This is a genomic window from Rhizobium sp. CAU 1783, assembly GCF_054551725.1.
Window position 1 is genome coordinate 41,794 of sequence record NZ_JBTOLM010000004.1, and the last position, 16,163, is coordinate 57,956.

Sequence of the window (16,163 nt, forward strand, 5' to 3'; positions counted from 1 at the left end):
CGGGCTCAAGCCCGGCTTTTTCATTTTGGCGGGGTGCCGTTGTCTGAGAGCACATTGCCAACCAGATAGAGCGATCCGCCGATCAGGATGCGCGGCGCCGGCATGTCCGGATCCAGACGCTCGGAAATTTCTTTAAGCGCGTCCGCAACAGACGAGACGGGGGCTGCGACCAGTCCGGCATCGAAGGCTGCCTCAGCCAAGGCTACCGGATCAAGCGCTGCGTCGGTACCGCGGATCGGAACGGTGAAGACGTCCTGCGCAATATCGGCGAAAGCGCGGAAATAGCCGACCGGATCCTTGGTGTTGATCATCCCGGTGACAAGATAGAGCGGTCGCGACTGGCGCTCCTCGAACCCTGCCATTGCCTCGGCGATAACCTCGCCGGCGCCGGGGTTGTGACCACCATCAACCCAGATCTCCGCTCCAGCCGGGGCAAAATCCATCAGCTTGCCTTCCGTCAGCCGCTGCAGACGGCCCGGCCATTCCACCCCGCTCATCGCCTTCTCAGCCACCGCATTGGTGACCTCGAAACCGGCGGCCTTGACCGCGCGGACCGCCGCCGCCGCATTGGCATACTGATGCCGGCCTGGAAGACGCGGCACCGGCAGATCCATGAGGCCGAATTCGTCCTGGTAGACAAGTCGACCGAATTCTTCGTGGGCGCCGAAATCCTGGCCAAACACGGTGTGGGCGCAACCAAGCCGCTCCGCTGTGGCAATCAATACGTCCCGGGCGGACTCATATTCCTGCTGGCCGATGACGACGGGATGGCCACGTTTCATGATCCCGGCCTTCTCGGCGGCGATCAGCTCGACCCGGTCACCGAGATAAGGCTGGTGGTCGAGCGAGATCGGCATGATGACCGAAACAGCCGGATGGTCGATGACGTTGGTCGCGTCGAAACGACCGCCGAGACCGACCTCGATGATCGCCACGTCGGCGGGGTGCTCGGAAAAGAGAAGGAAGGTGGCAGCCGTCAGGATCTCGAAGACGGTGATCTGTTGTCCGCCATTGGCATCGGCGATCCGACGCAAGACCTCGGCGAGAACCTCGTCTTCGACGAGCTTGCCTGGGCCTCCCTTGACACCAATGCGATAGCGTTCATGCCAGTTCACCAGGTGCGGCGAGGTGTGCACGTGCACACTGAGGCCCTGGGCCTCCAGCAACGCGCGACAGAAGGCTGTCACCGAGCCCTTGCCGTTGGTGCCAGCGACGTGGATGACGGGGGGGAGCCGCAGCTGCGGATTGCCCAGAACGTCCAGCAGTCGCCGGATACGGTTGAGAGAGAGATCGAAACCCTTGGGGTGAAGCCCCATGAGCTCGTCGATTACCTGTTCTGCCTTGCTGAAGGCGGGCTCGGCCATGATCTTGATTCCGCTCTTCGCCTCGATCGACAGGCAACCCCCGGCCTCAGGCCGAGGCAGCCTCCACGACCGGCTTGGCAGCCGGAACCCCGGCACCGACCGGACGCTTCATCATGATTTTCAAGACGCGCGCTAGAAGCGACGGGATCTCTTGCCGCTTGACCACCATGTCGATCATGCCATGTTCCAGGAGGTATTCCGAGGTCTGGAAACCCTCGGGAAGCTTTTCGCGGATGGTCTGCTCGATGACGCGCTTGCCGGCAAAGCAGATCTCGGCTCCCGGTTCTGCGATGTGCAGATCGCCCAGCATCGCATAGGATGCCGTCACGCCACCGGTGGTCGGGTTGGTCAGGACGACGATGTAGGGAAGACCGGCCTCCTTCAGCATGTTGACGGCCACGGTGGTGCGCGGCAACTGCATCAAAGAAAGGATGCCTTCCTGCATGCGGGCGCCGCCGGAAGCCGGGAACATGACCAGCGGGCACTTCTCAGCAATCGCCCGTTCGAACGCCTTCACGATCGCCTCGCCGGCGGCAATGCCGAGCGAGCCGCCCATGAAGTTGAATTCGTGGACGACGGCGACGAGCTTGACGCCCTCGACCGTGCCGACACCGGAAAGGATCGTGTCTTCCTGCTCGGTCTTCAACCGGCTGTCCTTCAGCCGGTCGACGTATTTCTTCGAATCACGGAACTTCAGCGGATCCTGCGCCACCTTCGGCTGCGACAGGGCCTCGTACTGACCATTGTCGAAAAGGTCGACGAGGCGTGCTTTCGCAGGCATCTTCATGTGATAGCCCGAAGCCGGGATCACCCACTTGTTTTCCTCGAGATCCTTGTGAAAGACCATCTCGCCGGTTTCGGGGCACTTGATCCAAAGATTCTCGGGAACCTCGCGGCGGCCCAGCATGGAATTGATCCGCGGCCGCACGTAGTTGGTAATCCAGTTCACTTAACTAACTCCTGACTGTCCCAGTCAATATGGGAAGACTATTCGGCAGCGGCAAGGCGAGCGGCATGAACGCCGGCCGACAGGCCACGGACGAAGGTGGCTACCGACTGAACGGTGTCGGCTGTCGCCTTGCCGTCCTTGTCGAGCGACGTTGCCACCTGATTGACGATCGCCGTACCAACGACGACGCCATCGGCCGATGCGCCGATGAGACGCGCATGCTCGGCCGTCTTGACGCCGAAGCCGACGCAGACCGGCAGATCGGTCTTGCTCTTGATGCGGTCAACGGCACCGGCAATCTTTGACGGATCGGGCAGCGCCGAGCCGGTGATCCCCGTCATTGACACGTAATAGACGAAGCCAGACGTGTTGGTCAGCACCTTGGGGAGGCGCTTGTCATCCGTCGTTGGCGTAGTCAGACGGATGAAGTTGATGTCGCGCTTGCGGGCCGGGATGCACAATTCACTATCCATTTCGGCGGGAAGATCGACAATAATGAGGCCGTCAATGCCGGCCTCCAGGGCATCGTCGAGGAAACGCTCGACGCCATAGACGTAAACAGGGTTGTAGTAGCCCATGATGACGATCGGGGTCGTGTCATCCCCCTTGCGGAATTCGCGTGCCATCTGCAGCGTCTTCTTCATCGTCTGGCCGCCCTTCAGCGCCCGCTGGCCTGCCAGCTGGATCGCGGGACCATCGGCCATCGGATCGGAGAAGGGTGCGCCAAGCTCGATGATGTCGGCGCCAGCGCCGGGAAGCGCCTTCATGATCTCAAGCGAGGTTTCGTAGTCCGGATCGCCCCCCATGAAATAGGTGACGAGCGCTGGCCGGCCCGCGGCTTTCAGTTCGGCGAATTTCTTGTCCATGCGAGCGGTCATGTCAGAGCCCCATTCCGAGAATCTTGCCGACGGTGAAGATGTCCTTGTCGCCGCGGCCGCACAGGTTCATGACGATGATCTGGTCCTTGTCCATCTTCGGCGCGCGCTTGATCACTTCGGCCAGTGCATGGCTGGGCTCGAGCGCGGGGATGATGCCCTCCGTGCGGGTGAGCATCTGGAATGCAGCGAGCGCCTCGTCGTCCATGATCGGCACGTATTCGACACGGCCCTGGTCCTTGAGCCACGAATGCTCCGGACCGATGCCGGGATAGTCGAGACCGGCCGAGATCGAGTGGCCTTCCTTGATCTGTCCGTCACCGTCCTGCAGCAAATAGGTGCGGTTGCCGTGGAGAACACCCGGCGAACCGGCGGTCAGCGAGGCGCAGTGTTCCTCGCCATCCAAGCCCTTGCCGCCAGCTTCGACGCCGACGATCTTGACCGATGAGTCATCGAGGAAGGGATGGAAGAGACCGATGGCGTTGGAGCCGCCGCCGACCGCAGCCACCAGCATGTCCGGCAGGCGGCCTTCGGCGGCCAGCATCTGCTCACGGGCCTCGCGACCAATCACCGACTGGAATTCGCGCACCATTTCCGGATAGGGGTGCGGCCCGGCGGCAGTGCCGATCATGTAGTAAGTGTCGTCGACATTGGTGACCCAGTCACGCAGCGCCTCGTTCATGGCGTCCTTCAGCGTGCCGTGACCGGCAGTCACCGGCTTCACCTCTGCGCCGAGAAGCTTCATGCGGAAGACGTTCGGCGCCTGGCGCTCGACATCGGTCGCGCCCATGTAGACAACGCAAGGGATTCCGAAGCGTGCGGCGACGGTCGCGGACGCCACGCCGTGCTGGCCGGCGCCGGTTTCCGCGATGATGCGGGTCTTGCCCATGCGCTTGGCCAGCAGGATCTGGCCGAGGCAATTGTTGATCTTGTGGCTGCCGGTATGGTTGAGCTCGTCGCGCTTGAAGTAGATCTTCGCGCCCCCCAGCTCCTCGGTCAGCCGCTCGGCGAAATAGAGCGGGCTGGGACGACCCGTGTAGTGGGTGTTGAGATGGGCGAGCTCCGCCTGAAATTCGGGGTCAGTCTTTGCCTTTTCCCACTCGGCCTGGAGGTCAAGGATCAGTGGCATAAGCGTTTCTGCCACGAAACGTCCGCCGAAAATCCCGAACAGGCCGTCTTCGTCGGGTCCTTCACGGAAGGAATTGGGTCTCGGTGTCTCGTTCACTCTCAGCTCCCTGAAACCGGCTCGCGAACCGAAGCTCGGTCGACCGCCGCGAAAAACTCATCCATCTTGTGCAGATCCTTGACGCCCGGTGCGCTCTCCACGCCGGACGACACGTCAATACCGCGGGCACCGGTCTCCATCAGTGCATCGGCGATGTTGTCCTTGTTGAGGCCACCGGAAAGCATGTAATCGACACCGGCGTCAAGCGTACGCAGGACGCGCCAGTCGAACGACACCCCGTTACCACCCGGCAGATCCGACCCTGCCGGCGGCTTGGCGTCGAACAGAAACCGATCGGCTATACCGATATAGGGCTCGATGCGCTTCAGGTCATCGGGCTCGCGGATGGAAAATGCCTTCATGACCGGTAGGCCGGTGACGGCCTTGATGGTCAGCACGCGCTCAGGGCTTTCCTTGCCGTGGAATTGCAGAATGTCGGGCCTGACAAGCGCGATGATCTCGTCGAGATCGTCATTGTCGGCATCGACGGTGACAGCGACGATCTTCGCGCGTCCCCTCGCCCGGTCGGCCAGCACGCCGGCCAGGTCCGGCTCGATGTTGCGCGGGCTCTTGCCGAAGAAAATGAAGCCGACATGGGTCGCGCCGCGTTCGACGGCACGATCGACCGCCTCCGGCGTCTTCAATCCGCAGATCTTGATATCGGGTCTCATGGCAGCGGAAGTTGCACGAAAACGCAAAAGAGTCGAGCCAATTTGCGACAACACCGGTTCGAGAGGCTCAAAGTCTCAATCGAAATCGATGGCGTGCAGCTGGGTGCCGTGACGCTTGAGCCAGGCCTTGGCGGTTTCCATGTGCGGGCACAGTTCATGGCATAGTGACCAGAAAGCCGGGCCGTGGTTCATCTCGCGTAGATGGGCTACCTCGTGGGCCGCGAGATAATCGATCACCGGCGGCGGCGCCATGACGATGCGCCACGAGAAACTCAATGCACCATCCCAGGAACAGGAACCCCAGCGGCTACGGGTGTCTTTCAGGGTCAACGACTTCACGGGCTTGCCGACGGCTCTGGCATGAACGGCAACGAGACCCTCTAAATCGCGCCGCGCCTCCTTTTTCAGGAATGTCGCTATGCGCCGACCCAAATGTTCTTCCATGCCGCTGACGCTCAACACCGGCCCGACCTCAGAATCGATCGCTTCGGTCAAGCCGCGCAACTGACCGGAGTGGATGATCCGATAAGAGACACCGCGCAGCAGGATCTCGCCACCGTCGGCCAAATGCTTGTCGGCCGAAAACTTGGCAAGCCGGCTTTCCAGCCAGCCCCGATGACGATCGAGGAAGTCGGCGATCTCGCGGTCCTTCAGGCCGGGCGGGACCGTCATCTTCAGGCCCCGGCCGCCCGGTTCGATGCGGAGCGTGATCCGGGTCGCACGTGGGTTGCTGCGGACCACCAGCGGCATTTCGCGACCGCTCACATCGAGCACGCGGCTCGATGTCGTCGGGGTCTTGGTCCGCGCCGGTTTCTGCAGGAAAGAAAACATGGTCTCGTCTTAGCCGATTCGCCCGGGGAACGCATGAAAAAGCCGGCACGCCAGGGTGCCGGCCCATTTGCCGCAAGGCTCGGCGTTCAGACGCCTGCGGCGCCCGATGCCGCATCATCACCTTCGCGACGGACGGCGGAACGATCGCGCATGAAGCGGTCGAACTCCTCCTGGTCCTTGGCGCGACGCAGTTCCCGCACATAACGGTCGAAGTCGGCGCGCATCTCATCAAGCTTGCGGCGCTCTTCCTCGATGCGTTCGATCTCGGCCTTGCGCCAGTCGTCGAACGCCACATTGCCGGTGGAGAAATGGGCGTTGCGAAAACCGCTCGCGCGGCATTTGCCGAACATGCCGTCGGCAGTCTGATTGGCGCTCCGCTTGAACTCACGGAAGCGATCACCGAACAGAATATAGGCCAGCATGGCCAAGCCCAGAGGCCAGAACACCATGAAGCCGAGTACCATCAAGGCAACGGTCGCCGGCGTCCAATCCGGCCGAAGCAGTGCTGACTGGTTCATCATCGATTGCCCTCGCTTTCTTCGGCGGCGGGATGCCGGCCGATGGGGATCGATGTGGGAAAGGCTCCCCTCGCCTTCAAGGAGAGCCTTTCGGCAATCGGCTAATGTACTGAAACCCTCACGGAAAACGTGAGACCGTCACGTCGATTTTCCACCCTTGATGACGCGCTTGACCGGACCCGTCTTCACACTCCCCGAATGCTGGGTGGCAAAGGCGACGATACGTGGGGCAATTTCCTTGCGGAATCGGGAGCCGTTGAACACACCGTAGTGCCCGACGTCCGGCTGCAGGTAGTGCATGCGCTTGTCGTCGGGAATGTTCGAGCAGATCGTCTGTGCCGCACGCGTTTGGCCGACACCGGAGATGTCGTCATTCTCGCCTTCGACGGTGAGCAGCGCCACGTTTCGGATGGCCTTGGTGTTCACCAGCTTGCCACGGTGCATCATCTCGCCCTTGGGCAAGGCATGTTTGATGAAGACGGTGTCGACGGTCTGGAGATAGAACTCCGCGGTCAGGTCCATGACCGCCAGATATTCATCGTAGAAGTCGCGATGCTTCTCGGCCGAGTCCCCGTCGTTCTTGACGAGGTGCATGTAGAAGTCCTTGTGCGCGATCATGTGACGGTCGAGGTTCATCGACATAAAACCGGATAACTGAAGAAAGCCCGGATACACCGCGCGCATGAAACCGGGCTGCGGCCACGGCACGTTCATGATCACGTTGTCTTTGAACCAATCGAGCGGCTTGTTCTGGGCTAGCTCGTTGACGGCCGTCGGGTTGATGCGGGTGTCGATCGGGCCGCCCATAAGGGTCATCGATGCGGGCGCGAGCGGATCATTGTTGGCTTCCATGACGGCGACGGCCGCGAGTACGGGCACCGAGGGCTGGCAGACCGCGACCAGATTGGTATCGGCGCCAAGGTGGTGAACCATCTCGATGACATAGTCGATATAGTCGTCGAGATCAAAGTTGCCGTCCGTGACGGGCACCATCCGGGCATCGATCCAGTCGGTGATGTAGACGTCGGCACTCGGCAGCAGCGCCTCGACAGTGCCCCGCAACAGCGTAGCATAGTGACCCGACATCGGCGCGACGATCAGGATGCGCGGACCGGTCCCCTGCCCCGCCGGCAGATCACGGTGAAAATGGATGAGGTTGCAGAACGGCCGTTTCCAGACGATCTCTTCGGTGACTGCTACGGCCTGGCCGTTGACCACCGTGGTGGGCAGACCGAATTCCGGCTTGCCGTAGCGGCGCGTCACGCGTTCGAAGACTTCAAAGCCCGCGGCGAGCGTTCGGCCAACAACCGTGTGGGATAGCGGATTGAACGGATTGCGATAGGCAAGCCGCATTGCGTCAGCGGTCGCCCGAAAAGGCGCCATTGCCGCATGGTTCATTTCATAGAGCTGGTAGAACATGAAATCCGCTGCCTTTTCGTTTCCGCAGTCCGAGCCGTCTGACGAATCTCAAAACTAGCAGAGTTTGGTTAATTAGAAACTGCTATGTTCGTCGTAGGGTCACAGGCGCGCAACACCCGTATCCTCCACGTCCGATACGAACTATACGCACAATCGCACCGAGGCGTTAAAAGTTCCGCGTCCGAAGCTGGTTAATGTTCCACGCATTGCCGGACCGCGATGCCGCCACTTTCCCGCGCCGGTATCCTTGCAAGGTCTGCCCAGCCCTATATGTACTTCTGCGCCACGTCACCGAAGCCGGTGATTTCCCAGCCGGCGTTTGCAGCCCCCCTTCGGAGCAGATCCTTCCATGACCAAAAGCAACGACCGCGTATCCGAGTATGATATCGACTCGATCTTCCTTGATCGGTGGTCTCCACGTTCCTTCACCGGAGAAGCAATGGAGGAGAAGGCATTACTCACCCTTCTTGAGGCCGCGCACTGGGCGCCCTCGGCCAGCAATTACCAGCCATGGCGGTTTGTCTACGCTCTCAACACATCGCCGGACTGGGGACGGTTCCTCGGACTGCTCGCCGAGTCCAACCAGGTCTGGGCGAAGTCCGCTTCGGCCCTGGTCTTCTTTTTCTCCGATACGCTGAGCCGTCGCGACGATGGCAGTGAACCGAAACCCTTCCGTAGCCACAGCTTCGATACCGGTGCCGCATGGGCGATGCTGGCGCTGCAAGCCGTTCGTTCGGGCTATCTCGCGCATGGGATGGGTGGCGTCGACTTCGATCGTGCAATCGTGGAACTTGGCGCCCCGGCGGGTTTCAGGGCCGAGGCAGCGGTTGCGATCGGCCGCCGTGCGGAAAAGGCTCTGTTGCCCGAGCACCTGCAGGCCCGTGAGGTGCCGAGCAATCGCAAGGCACTTCAGGATGTCGCCTTCGCGGGAACTTTCCCGCGAAGCTGATTTATCGGCAGTTAACCAAATGTTTCACGTGAATCACTCCTTAGCCGGATTCACGCAACCTGCTCACCTCATATATCGAGGTTCGCAACGCTCAGCGCGTTGTCCTGAATGAACTCGCGGCGAGGCTCGACCTCGTCGCCCATCAGGCGGGTAAACAGACCATCGGCGTCGGTCGCATCGTTGACGCGCACCTGCAGCAGAGACCTGACATTCGGATCGAGCGTCGTTTCCCACAACTGCTCGGCATTCATCTCTCCGAGGCCTTTGTAACGCTGCATGGTCAGGCCCTTGCGACCGGCTGCAAAGATCGAGTTCAGAAGCGCGCGCGGGCCGGAGATCTCGCTCTTTTCCTCCTTGCGCTTCAAGACTGGCGGCGCGCCATAGATGTCGTGCAGCCGGGCCGAGAGCTGGTCGATGTGGCGAGCATCGGCAGAGCCGATCAGCGCCACGTCGAGGCTTGCGACTTCCTTGACGCCACGAACCATTCGCTCAAAGCGCAGGCCCCCTTCGTCGGTCACATGTCCGGTCCAGCCGCGCTCGGTCTCCTCGGCAATGAGATCAAGACGCTTGGCCACGTCGGCAGCCGTCGCCTCTGCGCGTTCACGGTTGTCGGTGAGTTCCGGATTGAGAGCGCCGGAGATTGCAGCCTGCTCGATCACATTGCGATTGTATCGGGAATGGAGGCCGTCGATCAGCGCGCGTAGCCGCAACGCATCCTGGATCACTTCGCGCAGGTCCTGGCCGGCACGAACTTCACCATTGCCGAGGGTCAGCGTGGTGTCTTCCAGACCCATGCTGATCAGGTAATCCTCAAGCGCCTGCTCATTCTTCAGATACTGAACGGACTTGCCGCGCGCGACCTTATAGAGCGGCGGCTGGGCGATATAGATATGGCCCCGTTCGATCAGCTCCGGCATCTGCCGGAAGAAGAAGGTCAGGAGCAGGGTCCGGATGTGTGCGCCGTCGACGTCAGCATCGGTCATGATGATGATCTTGTGGTAGCGCAGCTTCTCAGCGTTGAATTCGTCCTTGCCGATCGAGGTACCGAGCGCGGTGATCAGGGTGCCGATTTCCTGACTCGACAGCATCTTGTCGAAGCGTGCGCGTTCCACGTTCAGGATCTTTCCTCGGAGCGGAAGGATCGCCTGGCTCTCACGCGAGCGTCCCTGCTTGGCGGATCCGCCTGCGGAGTCACCCTCGACCAGGAATAGTTCCGATTTCGCCGGATCACGTTCCGAACAATCGGCGAGCTTGCCGGGCAGCGACGCAATGTCAAGCGCACCCTTGCGGCGGGTGAGCTCGCGCGCCTTGCGGGCGGCTTCACGCGCGGCGGCGGCCTCTACAACCTTGCCGACGAGGACCTTGGCATCCGACGGGTGCTCTTCGAGCCAGGTCGAGAGCGCTTCGTTGACCAGGCTTTCGACAACCGGCCGCACTTCCGAGGACACAAGCTTGTCCTTGGTCTGCGACGAGAACTTGGGATCCGGCACCTTTACAGACAGGACCGCGGTCAGTCCTTCGCGGCAGTCGTCACCGGTGAGGCTCACCTTTTCCTTCTTCGTGATACCGGACGTGTCGGCATAGGAAGTGATCTGGCGGGTCAACGCGGCGCGGAAACCGGCCATGTGGGTACCGCCATCGCGCTGGGGAATGTTGTTGGTGAAGCAGAGCACATTCTCGTGGTAGCTATCGTTCCACCACATGGCGACCTCGACTGTAATTCCGTCCTTCTCCCCACGGATCGCCACCGGCTTCTCAACAAGCGGCTTCTTCACGCGATCGAGGTAAGCGACGAAGGCTTCGAGACCACCGTCGTAGAGCAACTCTTCCTGTCGAATGTCCGACTTGCGTTTGTCGGTCAGGAGGATGCGAACGCCTGAGTTCAGGAAGGCGAGTTCGCGAAGGCGATGCTCCAGCGTTCCGTAGTCAAATTCGATCTGCGAAAAGGTCTCCGTGCTCGGCAGGAACGTGACTTCCGTACCCGAGCGGCCTTCGTAGTCACCGGTGGCAACCAACGGCGCGTCTGCGACGCCGTGGGTAAAACTCATTTCGTGGATCTTGCCGGCACGCCGGATCTTCAGCTTCAGCTTCGTGGAAAGGGCGTTGACCACAGAAACGCCGACGCCATGCAGACCACCAGACACCTTGTAGGAGTTCTGGTCGAACTTACCACCGGCATGCAACTGGGTCATGATGACTTCGGCCGCCGACACACCCTCGCCCGAATGGATGTCCGTCGGGATGCCGCGTCCATTGTCGGTGACGGTTACCGAACCGTCCGCATTCAGCGTCACGGTTACAATGTCGGCGTGTCCTGCCAGCGCTTCGTCGATCGCATTGTCGACGACTTCGTAGACCATGTGGTGCAGACCCGAACCGTCGTCTGTATCACCGATATACATGCCGGGACGCTTGCGCACCGCATCGAGGCCCTTGAGCACCTTGATCGAATCGGCGCCATATTCGGCCGGGCCACCATTTTCGTTGATCGGCGTGTCGGTCATTCAGCAATCTTTCCAGTCATCATCTCAAAAACCCGCATCTTCGAATCAGCGGCTTCAAGCGCTTGGACTATAGGAGGTTTGAGGCAAGTTCCAAAGCCGGGATGCGGATATCCCGTGGATATGCGGCCATTCTCGGCACGTCAGGCCGTTTTTCCCGCCGCTTCGAGCAGGTTCCGGAGATCCCTTACCATGTCCGGCGAAAGGTGGCGAATCTTCCGGGCCAATTCATTTGCCAGGGCCGTGTAGTCCGCCGGCATTCCGGAGGTGTCGACAACGACCCTCGGGTCCGAAGCGCCCGCCACCATGAAGAGCTCTTCGGCCTCGTCCCAGATGATGTTGAAGTAGCCCGCGACACGCTGGAGGAAATCGAAATTCGGCGTTCCGCGGCGTCCGTGCTCAAGTGCCGAGAGGTAAGCAGGTGACACGCCGATGGCCGCGGCCATCTCCTTCTGCGATACACCCTTCCGCTCACGAAGGCGCCGCAAGGCCTCTCCGAAGGGTGTCATCGCCGCTCCCCCCCGCTGCGCGACAGGCGAACATAGAGCGCTCCATCGCCACCATGCTGACGCGCCGCCGCTTCGTAGCTCGATATCAGATATCGGAACTCCGCCTTGGAAAACCACAACGGCACCGCGCGCTTCAGGGCGCCTTCGCTTCCGAGGGAGCTTCCCTTGCCGGTGATCACCAGCACATGGCGGAGGCCTCTTTCGTGGGCCCGAATTAGGAAGTCGAGAAGGATGGAATGGGCTTCGCTCTGGATCAGGCCGTGCAGGTCGATGCGCGCTTCCAGCGCCAGATGCCCCCGCGAGAGTTTGCGCTTAACCGGCTTTTCGAGCGGATGATGTACGCCACCGGGTTTCTTCTGGCGGCCATTCGTTTCATCCGAGGTCTGCGATGCAACAAGATCAGCCTTTGCAATCGGCTGTTCGGTGGCCTGCTCGGCGAAATCCTCTTCGAATTCGAGAAGGTCCTCAAGTCGCCCGGGCATCGGCCGGGTGGAACGCGCGACCTTGCCCCAGAGGATGCGATCTTCCGTGCTGAGTTTTCTGCTGCCCGCCACTAGCCGAACCTCAATGCCGCCTGCTTCGGCACGAGTATATAGAAATCAGCGGCATTGCGAACAGCACCGGCGCGTTCACCCGCGGCATCCCCGGAGCCGGTGAAGATATCCCCCCTTGCCGGTCCGACGATTGCCGTTCCCGTATCGAGGGCGAGCATCAGCCGGGCAAACGGCCGACCCTGATCGAGCCGCGTGAGGCTTTCGGAATGAATGAAGAAGGGGTAGCCGAAGCTGTGGATCAGCCGATCAACCGCCAGTGACCTCCCAGCGACCAGCGGCACCTTCGCCGCGGCAATCGGCCCGAGCGAGATATCTTCGACCTCCGCCTCGCGGAAGAAGATGTAGGAGCGATTGTGCCAGAGAACCTCGTCGACCTTTTCCGGGTGGGCGGCGAGCCAGGCCCGGATCGTCTGCATCGATACTTCGTCTAGCGTAATCTCTCCTCGGTCAATCAGAAGCCTGCCGATCGCTGAAAAAGGATGACCCGCCTTGGCGGCATAGGTAATCCGCTTCAATCCTCCGTCCGGATAGCGCAATCGGGCGGCGCCCTGGACATGTGCATAGAAGACGTCAACCTTGGATCTGGCCCAGGCTATCTCCAGGCCCCTGCCCTCGAGATAGCCTTCATCGATCGCGCGACGGTCCGGATAGGCCGATATACCCTGGTCTGTCCTCAGGCCGAAAGCGTAGCTGACATCCAGACAGGCCGGGCGATTGCTCTCATCGAGATCGACCAGATCGTCAGGCCGACGATAGAAGGGAAAGCAGAATTCGGCATCGGGCCGGTCCGACACCAGGACTTCGGGTTCATAAAACGCCGTGACGAAACCACGATTGCCGTTCGACTGCTCGATCAGGAAAGGCCGGCATTCGGCTTCAAAAAAGGCCCGCGTTTCGGCAGCACTTGCCGGATGGGCGACGGCCGCGGCATCAAGAAGCGGCAGGAGATCTGCCGAGGAAAGGCCGCTCGATCCGGTTCGATAGGGTTTGACGCCCCTGATCTGCCGTCGACAGTTCGCGAGAGCCGCGAGGAGCGCCGACGGATCGTCTTCACGCCAGCCCGGCAACGCATCAAAGCCCACCGGCTTGAAGCGAAAGTCCATGTTCTCGACCCTTACGCCTCGGATTCGGTAGCGACGAGCTTCCAGTTCGGATCGCGCGACCGGACATCGCGAGCAAAGGTCCAGAGATCGTTCACCTCGGAGACCTGTTCGGCGTCGCCGTCGATCAGGGCGCCAGCCTTATCATAGGTCGCCGTGATGAGCTGGCAGATGATGCGAACCGTGATCAGTTCTTCGTTCTCCTTCACAGCAGCCTGGGTGATCTCGGCCCTCTCGATGCCGACAAAGGTCGACTTCACCACCTCGCCACGAGACTCGCGATCGGCGATGACGGCTTCGAAGCCTTCCAGCACCTCACGCGAAAGTAGGCTCTTGAGCGTCTTGCGATCGCCATCGGCAAAAGCCATGACGATCATCTCGTAGGCCATCCGGGCGCCGTTCAGGAATTCCTTCGGGTTGAAGTTCGGGTCATGCTTGACGACTTCGCGCAGCGCGTCGTTGAGCGGTGTGCCGGGCTTGGCGAAACCGTCGATCGAGGCGAAGCGTTCATCAGCCACTGCATCCTCGCGGCGCGGCAGGGTCACGACCTTGCCATCTTCGCTTCCGGGGCCCTTGGCGAGGTCGCGCGGGCTATAGGGTTCGAACGGCGGCTTCTCGTTGCCGGTGCGACGACCGAGCACGCTGCGCAGCTGCAGGAAGATCAGAACTGCTGCGACAAGAAAGAAGAGAGTGACAAAATCGTTTGATCCCATAGCTATCTGCCGGCCTTGTTTAATTTCCCGCTCGTGACACCCATATAGTCTGCCTATGATCATCATTCAAATAGCCAATCGGCTTTCTTTGAACGGTGGCACGCACGGGTCCGTGAACAGCGGATCGAATGGAGAATAGAACAATGCGCATACCTTTGGCGGTCCTGCTGCTTCTACCCCTCGCGGAGATCGCCACATTCGTCTTCGTCGGGAAATATATCGGCGTCCTCGCGACGCTTGCCCTCATCATCCTCTCCGGCGCGGCGGGCCTCCTGCTCCTGCGCATTCAGGGCGCGGGCGTGCTCCGGCGCCTGCAGACCGAGAGCCGCAATGAGAAGGGCCCCGCGCGCGAGATCACCCACGGCGCGATGATCGTGGTAGGCGCCTTCCTGTTGCTCATTCCCGGCTTTCTCACCGACATTCTGGGAATCCTGCTGTTCATTCCCTTCGTTCGCGAATTCGTGTGGTCACTTGTTCGACACCATGTGACCTTTGCAGGGGCAAGCCATTTCTCCTACCGCTCGAACACGTCTTCGACTGAGAAAGATGCCGGCCGTTCGACCGTCATCGATCTCGATACGGAGGACTATCAACGCGAACCGAACCGCCAGTCGCCCTGGTCTTCCGTGCGCGACGGACGCGAAGATTGAGCGGGGCTTGAGGCCGTCCGGCGCAAGGGTTGTAAGGCCTTTGCCGAAATGTTAGATGGCCTCACCAATTCAAGCCGCGAGGAACGCCCTATGGCAGACGAAAATCAGGGATCGCAGTCCCCTTCCCTCAACATTCTTGCCCAGTACATCAAGGATCTCTCGTTCGAGAATCCGGGCGCTCCGCGGTCGCTGCAGTCGCGCGACAAGGCTCCGGCGATCAACATCAACGTGAACGTCAACGCCAACCCGCTCTCGGAATCCGATTTCGATGTCGTGCTCGCGCTCAACGCTGAAGCGAAGGATGGCGACAAGGTCCTGTTCGCCTGCGAGCTTGTCTATGGCGGCGTCTTCCGCGTCACCGGTTTTCCGCAGGAACACATGCTGCCGGTCCTCTTCATCGAGTGCCCGCGCCTTCTCTTCCCATTTGCCCGCCAGATCGTCGCCGATGCAACGCGCAACGGCGGTTTCCCGCCGCTGATGATCGACCCGATCGATTTTGCCCAGATGTTCGCCCAGCGCGTTGCCGAAGAGCAGTCCCGGGCGAAGGTATCTGCACCGAACTGATCGGCGCGCACATAAGACCACATGGAAAGGCCCGGGTTGACCGGGCCTTTTTCGTATCGGATCAGTTGTACTTGCCCCAGATCGCCTTCTGGCCGAGCCGCGCCACCAATGCCGCGTGCCCGTCAATCTCCGCCTGGCTTACCCGCGGCAGCAATACCCGCGGACGGTCGTAACTGATCTCGATGATCTCGACTTCCTCATTGCTGCGCGTTGCACCGGCACGCCCACCTTCTGCCGGCATCAAGCCGAAAGCCGCCTGGCGGCCACCAAGCATTTCGATGTAGACCTCGGCAAGGAGTTCGGAGTCGAGCAAAGCGCCGTGCTTGGTTCGATGGGAATTGTCGATGCCGTATCGACGGCAGAGCGCATCCAACGAGTTTGGACCCATCGGATGCTTGCGTCTTGCCAGTGCCAGAGTATCAACCACGAGGTCGGTCGCGACCGGCGGACGGCCCAGACGCTCGAACTCCGCGTTGATGAAGTTGATGTCGAACGTGGCGTTGTGAGCGACCCACTTCGCGCCTTCGAAGAACTCCACCAGTTCCTCCACGATCTGCTCGAAGGGCGGCTTGTCCTTGAGGAAGTCATCAGTGATGCCGTGCACCGCGAGCGCATCCGGATGGACGCGGCGATCGCCCGGATTGATATAAACATGGAAGCTGCGGCCGGTCGGAAAATGGTTCAGAAGCTCGATGCCACCGATTTCGATGACGCGGTCATTCTTGAATTCGAGGCCTGTCGTTTCCGTATCGAATACGATTTCGCGCATTG

Annotated in this window: 17 protein-coding genes; 3 read left to right on the forward strand and 14 right to left on the reverse strand. The window is 60.9% G+C overall.

What is annotated here, in order from left to right:
• Positions 1-20: 20 nt before the first annotated feature.
• The 8 genes from ACX93L_RS16645 to ACX93L_RS16680 all read right to left on the reverse strand — a co-directional run bounded on the left by ACX93L_RS16645 (position 21) and on the right by ACX93L_RS16680 (position 7,852).
• On the reverse strand, positions 21-1,316 hold the full coding sequence (locus ACX93L_RS16645) for a bifunctional folylpolyglutamate synthase/dihydrofolate synthase (RefSeq protein ID WP_459406240.1): 1,296 nt from the start codon (positions 1,314-1,316) through the stop codon (positions 21-23).
• Positions 1,317-1,410: 94 nt separating this feature from the next.
• Positions 1,411-2,313 carry an acetyl-CoA carboxylase, carboxyltransferase subunit beta gene (accD, locus tag ACX93L_RS16650; RefSeq protein WP_459405865.1) on the reverse strand — a complete coding sequence of 301 codons (903 nt, stop codon included), beginning with the start codon at positions 2,311-2,313 and terminating at the stop codon, positions 1,411-1,413.
• Between the two features lie 38 nt (positions 2,314-2,351).
• Positions 2,352-3,191, reverse strand: a complete 840-nt coding sequence (trpA, locus tag ACX93L_RS16655) for a tryptophan synthase subunit alpha (protein WP_169593090.1) — start codon at positions 3,189-3,191, stop codon at positions 2,352-2,354.
• A gap of 1 nt (position 3,192) precedes the next feature.
• Positions 3,193-4,413 (reverse strand): tryptophan synthase subunit beta, encoded by a 1,221-nt coding sequence (gene trpB / locus ACX93L_RS16660; protein WP_459405866.1) that lies wholly within the window; start codon positions 4,411-4,413, stop codon positions 3,193-3,195.
• Between the two features lie 2 nt (positions 4,414-4,415).
• Positions 4,416-5,084, reverse strand: a complete 669-nt coding sequence (locus ACX93L_RS16665; protein ID WP_459405867.1) for a phosphoribosylanthranilate isomerase — start codon at positions 5,082-5,084, stop codon at positions 4,416-4,418.
• Between the two features lie 75 nt (positions 5,085-5,159).
• Complete coding sequence (locus ACX93L_RS16670) at positions 5,160-5,915, reverse strand: M48 family metallopeptidase (RefSeq protein ID WP_459405868.1); 756 nt, start codon at positions 5,913-5,915, stop codon at positions 5,160-5,162.
• An 86-nt stretch (positions 5,916-6,001) separates the two neighbouring features.
• Positions 6,002-6,433 (reverse strand): DUF2852 domain-containing protein, encoded by a 432-nt coding sequence (locus ACX93L_RS16675; RefSeq protein WP_459406241.1) that lies wholly within the window; start codon positions 6,431-6,433, stop codon positions 6,002-6,004.
• 138 nt (positions 6,434-6,571) lie between these two features.
• A complete protein-coding gene (locus ACX93L_RS16680; RefSeq protein WP_459405869.1) occupies positions 6,572-7,852 on the reverse strand; it encodes a polyhydroxyalkanoate depolymerase in 1,281 nt (426 codons plus the stop codon).
• 349 nt (positions 7,853-8,201) lie between these two features.
• Here ACX93L_RS16680 and ACX93L_RS16685 point away from each other — a divergent pair, with 349 nt between their 5' ends.
• Complete coding sequence (locus tag ACX93L_RS16685; RefSeq protein ID WP_459405870.1) at positions 8,202-8,801, forward strand: nitroreductase family protein; 600 nt, start codon at positions 8,202-8,204, stop codon at positions 8,799-8,801.
• Between the two features lie 68 nt (positions 8,802-8,869).
• Here ACX93L_RS16685 and gyrB read toward each other — a convergent pair whose 3' ends face one another.
• The 5 genes from gyrB to ACX93L_RS16710 form a co-directional block, all read right to left on the reverse strand.
• A complete protein-coding gene (gene gyrB, locus ACX93L_RS16690) occupies positions 8,870-11,305 on the reverse strand; it encodes a DNA topoisomerase (ATP-hydrolyzing) subunit B (RefSeq protein WP_459405871.1) in 2,436 nt (811 codons plus the stop codon).
• Positions 11,306-11,445: 140 nt separating this feature from the next.
• Complete coding sequence (locus tag ACX93L_RS16695; protein WP_169593110.1) at positions 11,446-11,811, reverse strand: helix-turn-helix domain-containing protein; 366 nt, start codon at positions 11,809-11,811, stop codon at positions 11,446-11,448.
• Positions 11,808-12,365, reverse strand: coding sequence for a Smr/MutS family protein (locus tag ACX93L_RS16700; RefSeq protein WP_459405872.1), 558 nt, complete (start codon positions 12,363-12,365; stop codon positions 11,808-11,810). The genes ACX93L_RS16695 and ACX93L_RS16700 overlap by 4 nt, the downstream gene beginning before the upstream one ends.
• The gene (mltA, locus tag ACX93L_RS16705) at positions 12,365-13,468 is read right to left on the reverse strand and encodes a murein transglycosylase A (RefSeq protein WP_459405873.1); all 1,104 of its coding nucleotides are present in this window, start codon (positions 13,466-13,468) and stop codon (positions 12,365-12,367) included. Before mltA ends, ACX93L_RS16700 begins: the two co-directional genes overlap by 1 nt.
• Before the next feature lie 11 nt (positions 13,469-13,479).
• On the reverse strand, positions 13,480-14,178 hold the full coding sequence (locus ACX93L_RS16710; RefSeq protein WP_459405874.1) for a Tim44/TimA family putative adaptor protein: 699 nt from the start codon (positions 14,176-14,178) through the stop codon (positions 13,480-13,482).
• Positions 14,179-14,321: 143 nt separating this feature from the next.
• Between ACX93L_RS16710 and ACX93L_RS16715 the strand changes: the two genes are divergently transcribed.
• Both ACX93L_RS16715 and secB read left to right on the forward strand, forming a co-directional pair.
• On the forward strand, positions 14,322-14,828 hold the full coding sequence (locus tag ACX93L_RS16715; RefSeq protein WP_459405875.1) for an FxsA family protein: 507 nt from the start codon (positions 14,322-14,324) through the stop codon (positions 14,826-14,828).
• Between the two features lie 90 nt (positions 14,829-14,918).
• Positions 14,919-15,392 (forward strand): protein-export chaperone SecB, encoded by a 474-nt coding sequence (gene secB, locus ACX93L_RS16720; RefSeq protein ID WP_169593121.1) that lies wholly within the window; start codon positions 14,919-14,921, stop codon positions 15,390-15,392.
• A 61-nt stretch (positions 15,393-15,453) separates the two neighbouring features.
• On the opposite strand, the gene dnaQ is transcribed toward secB, so the two are convergent.
• Positions 15,454-16,161: a DNA polymerase III subunit epsilon gene (gene dnaQ / locus ACX93L_RS16725; protein WP_459405876.1), complete on the reverse strand. Its 708-nt coding sequence runs from the start codon at positions 16,159-16,161 to the stop codon at positions 15,454-15,456.
• Positions 16,162-16,163 lie beyond the last annotated feature (2 nt).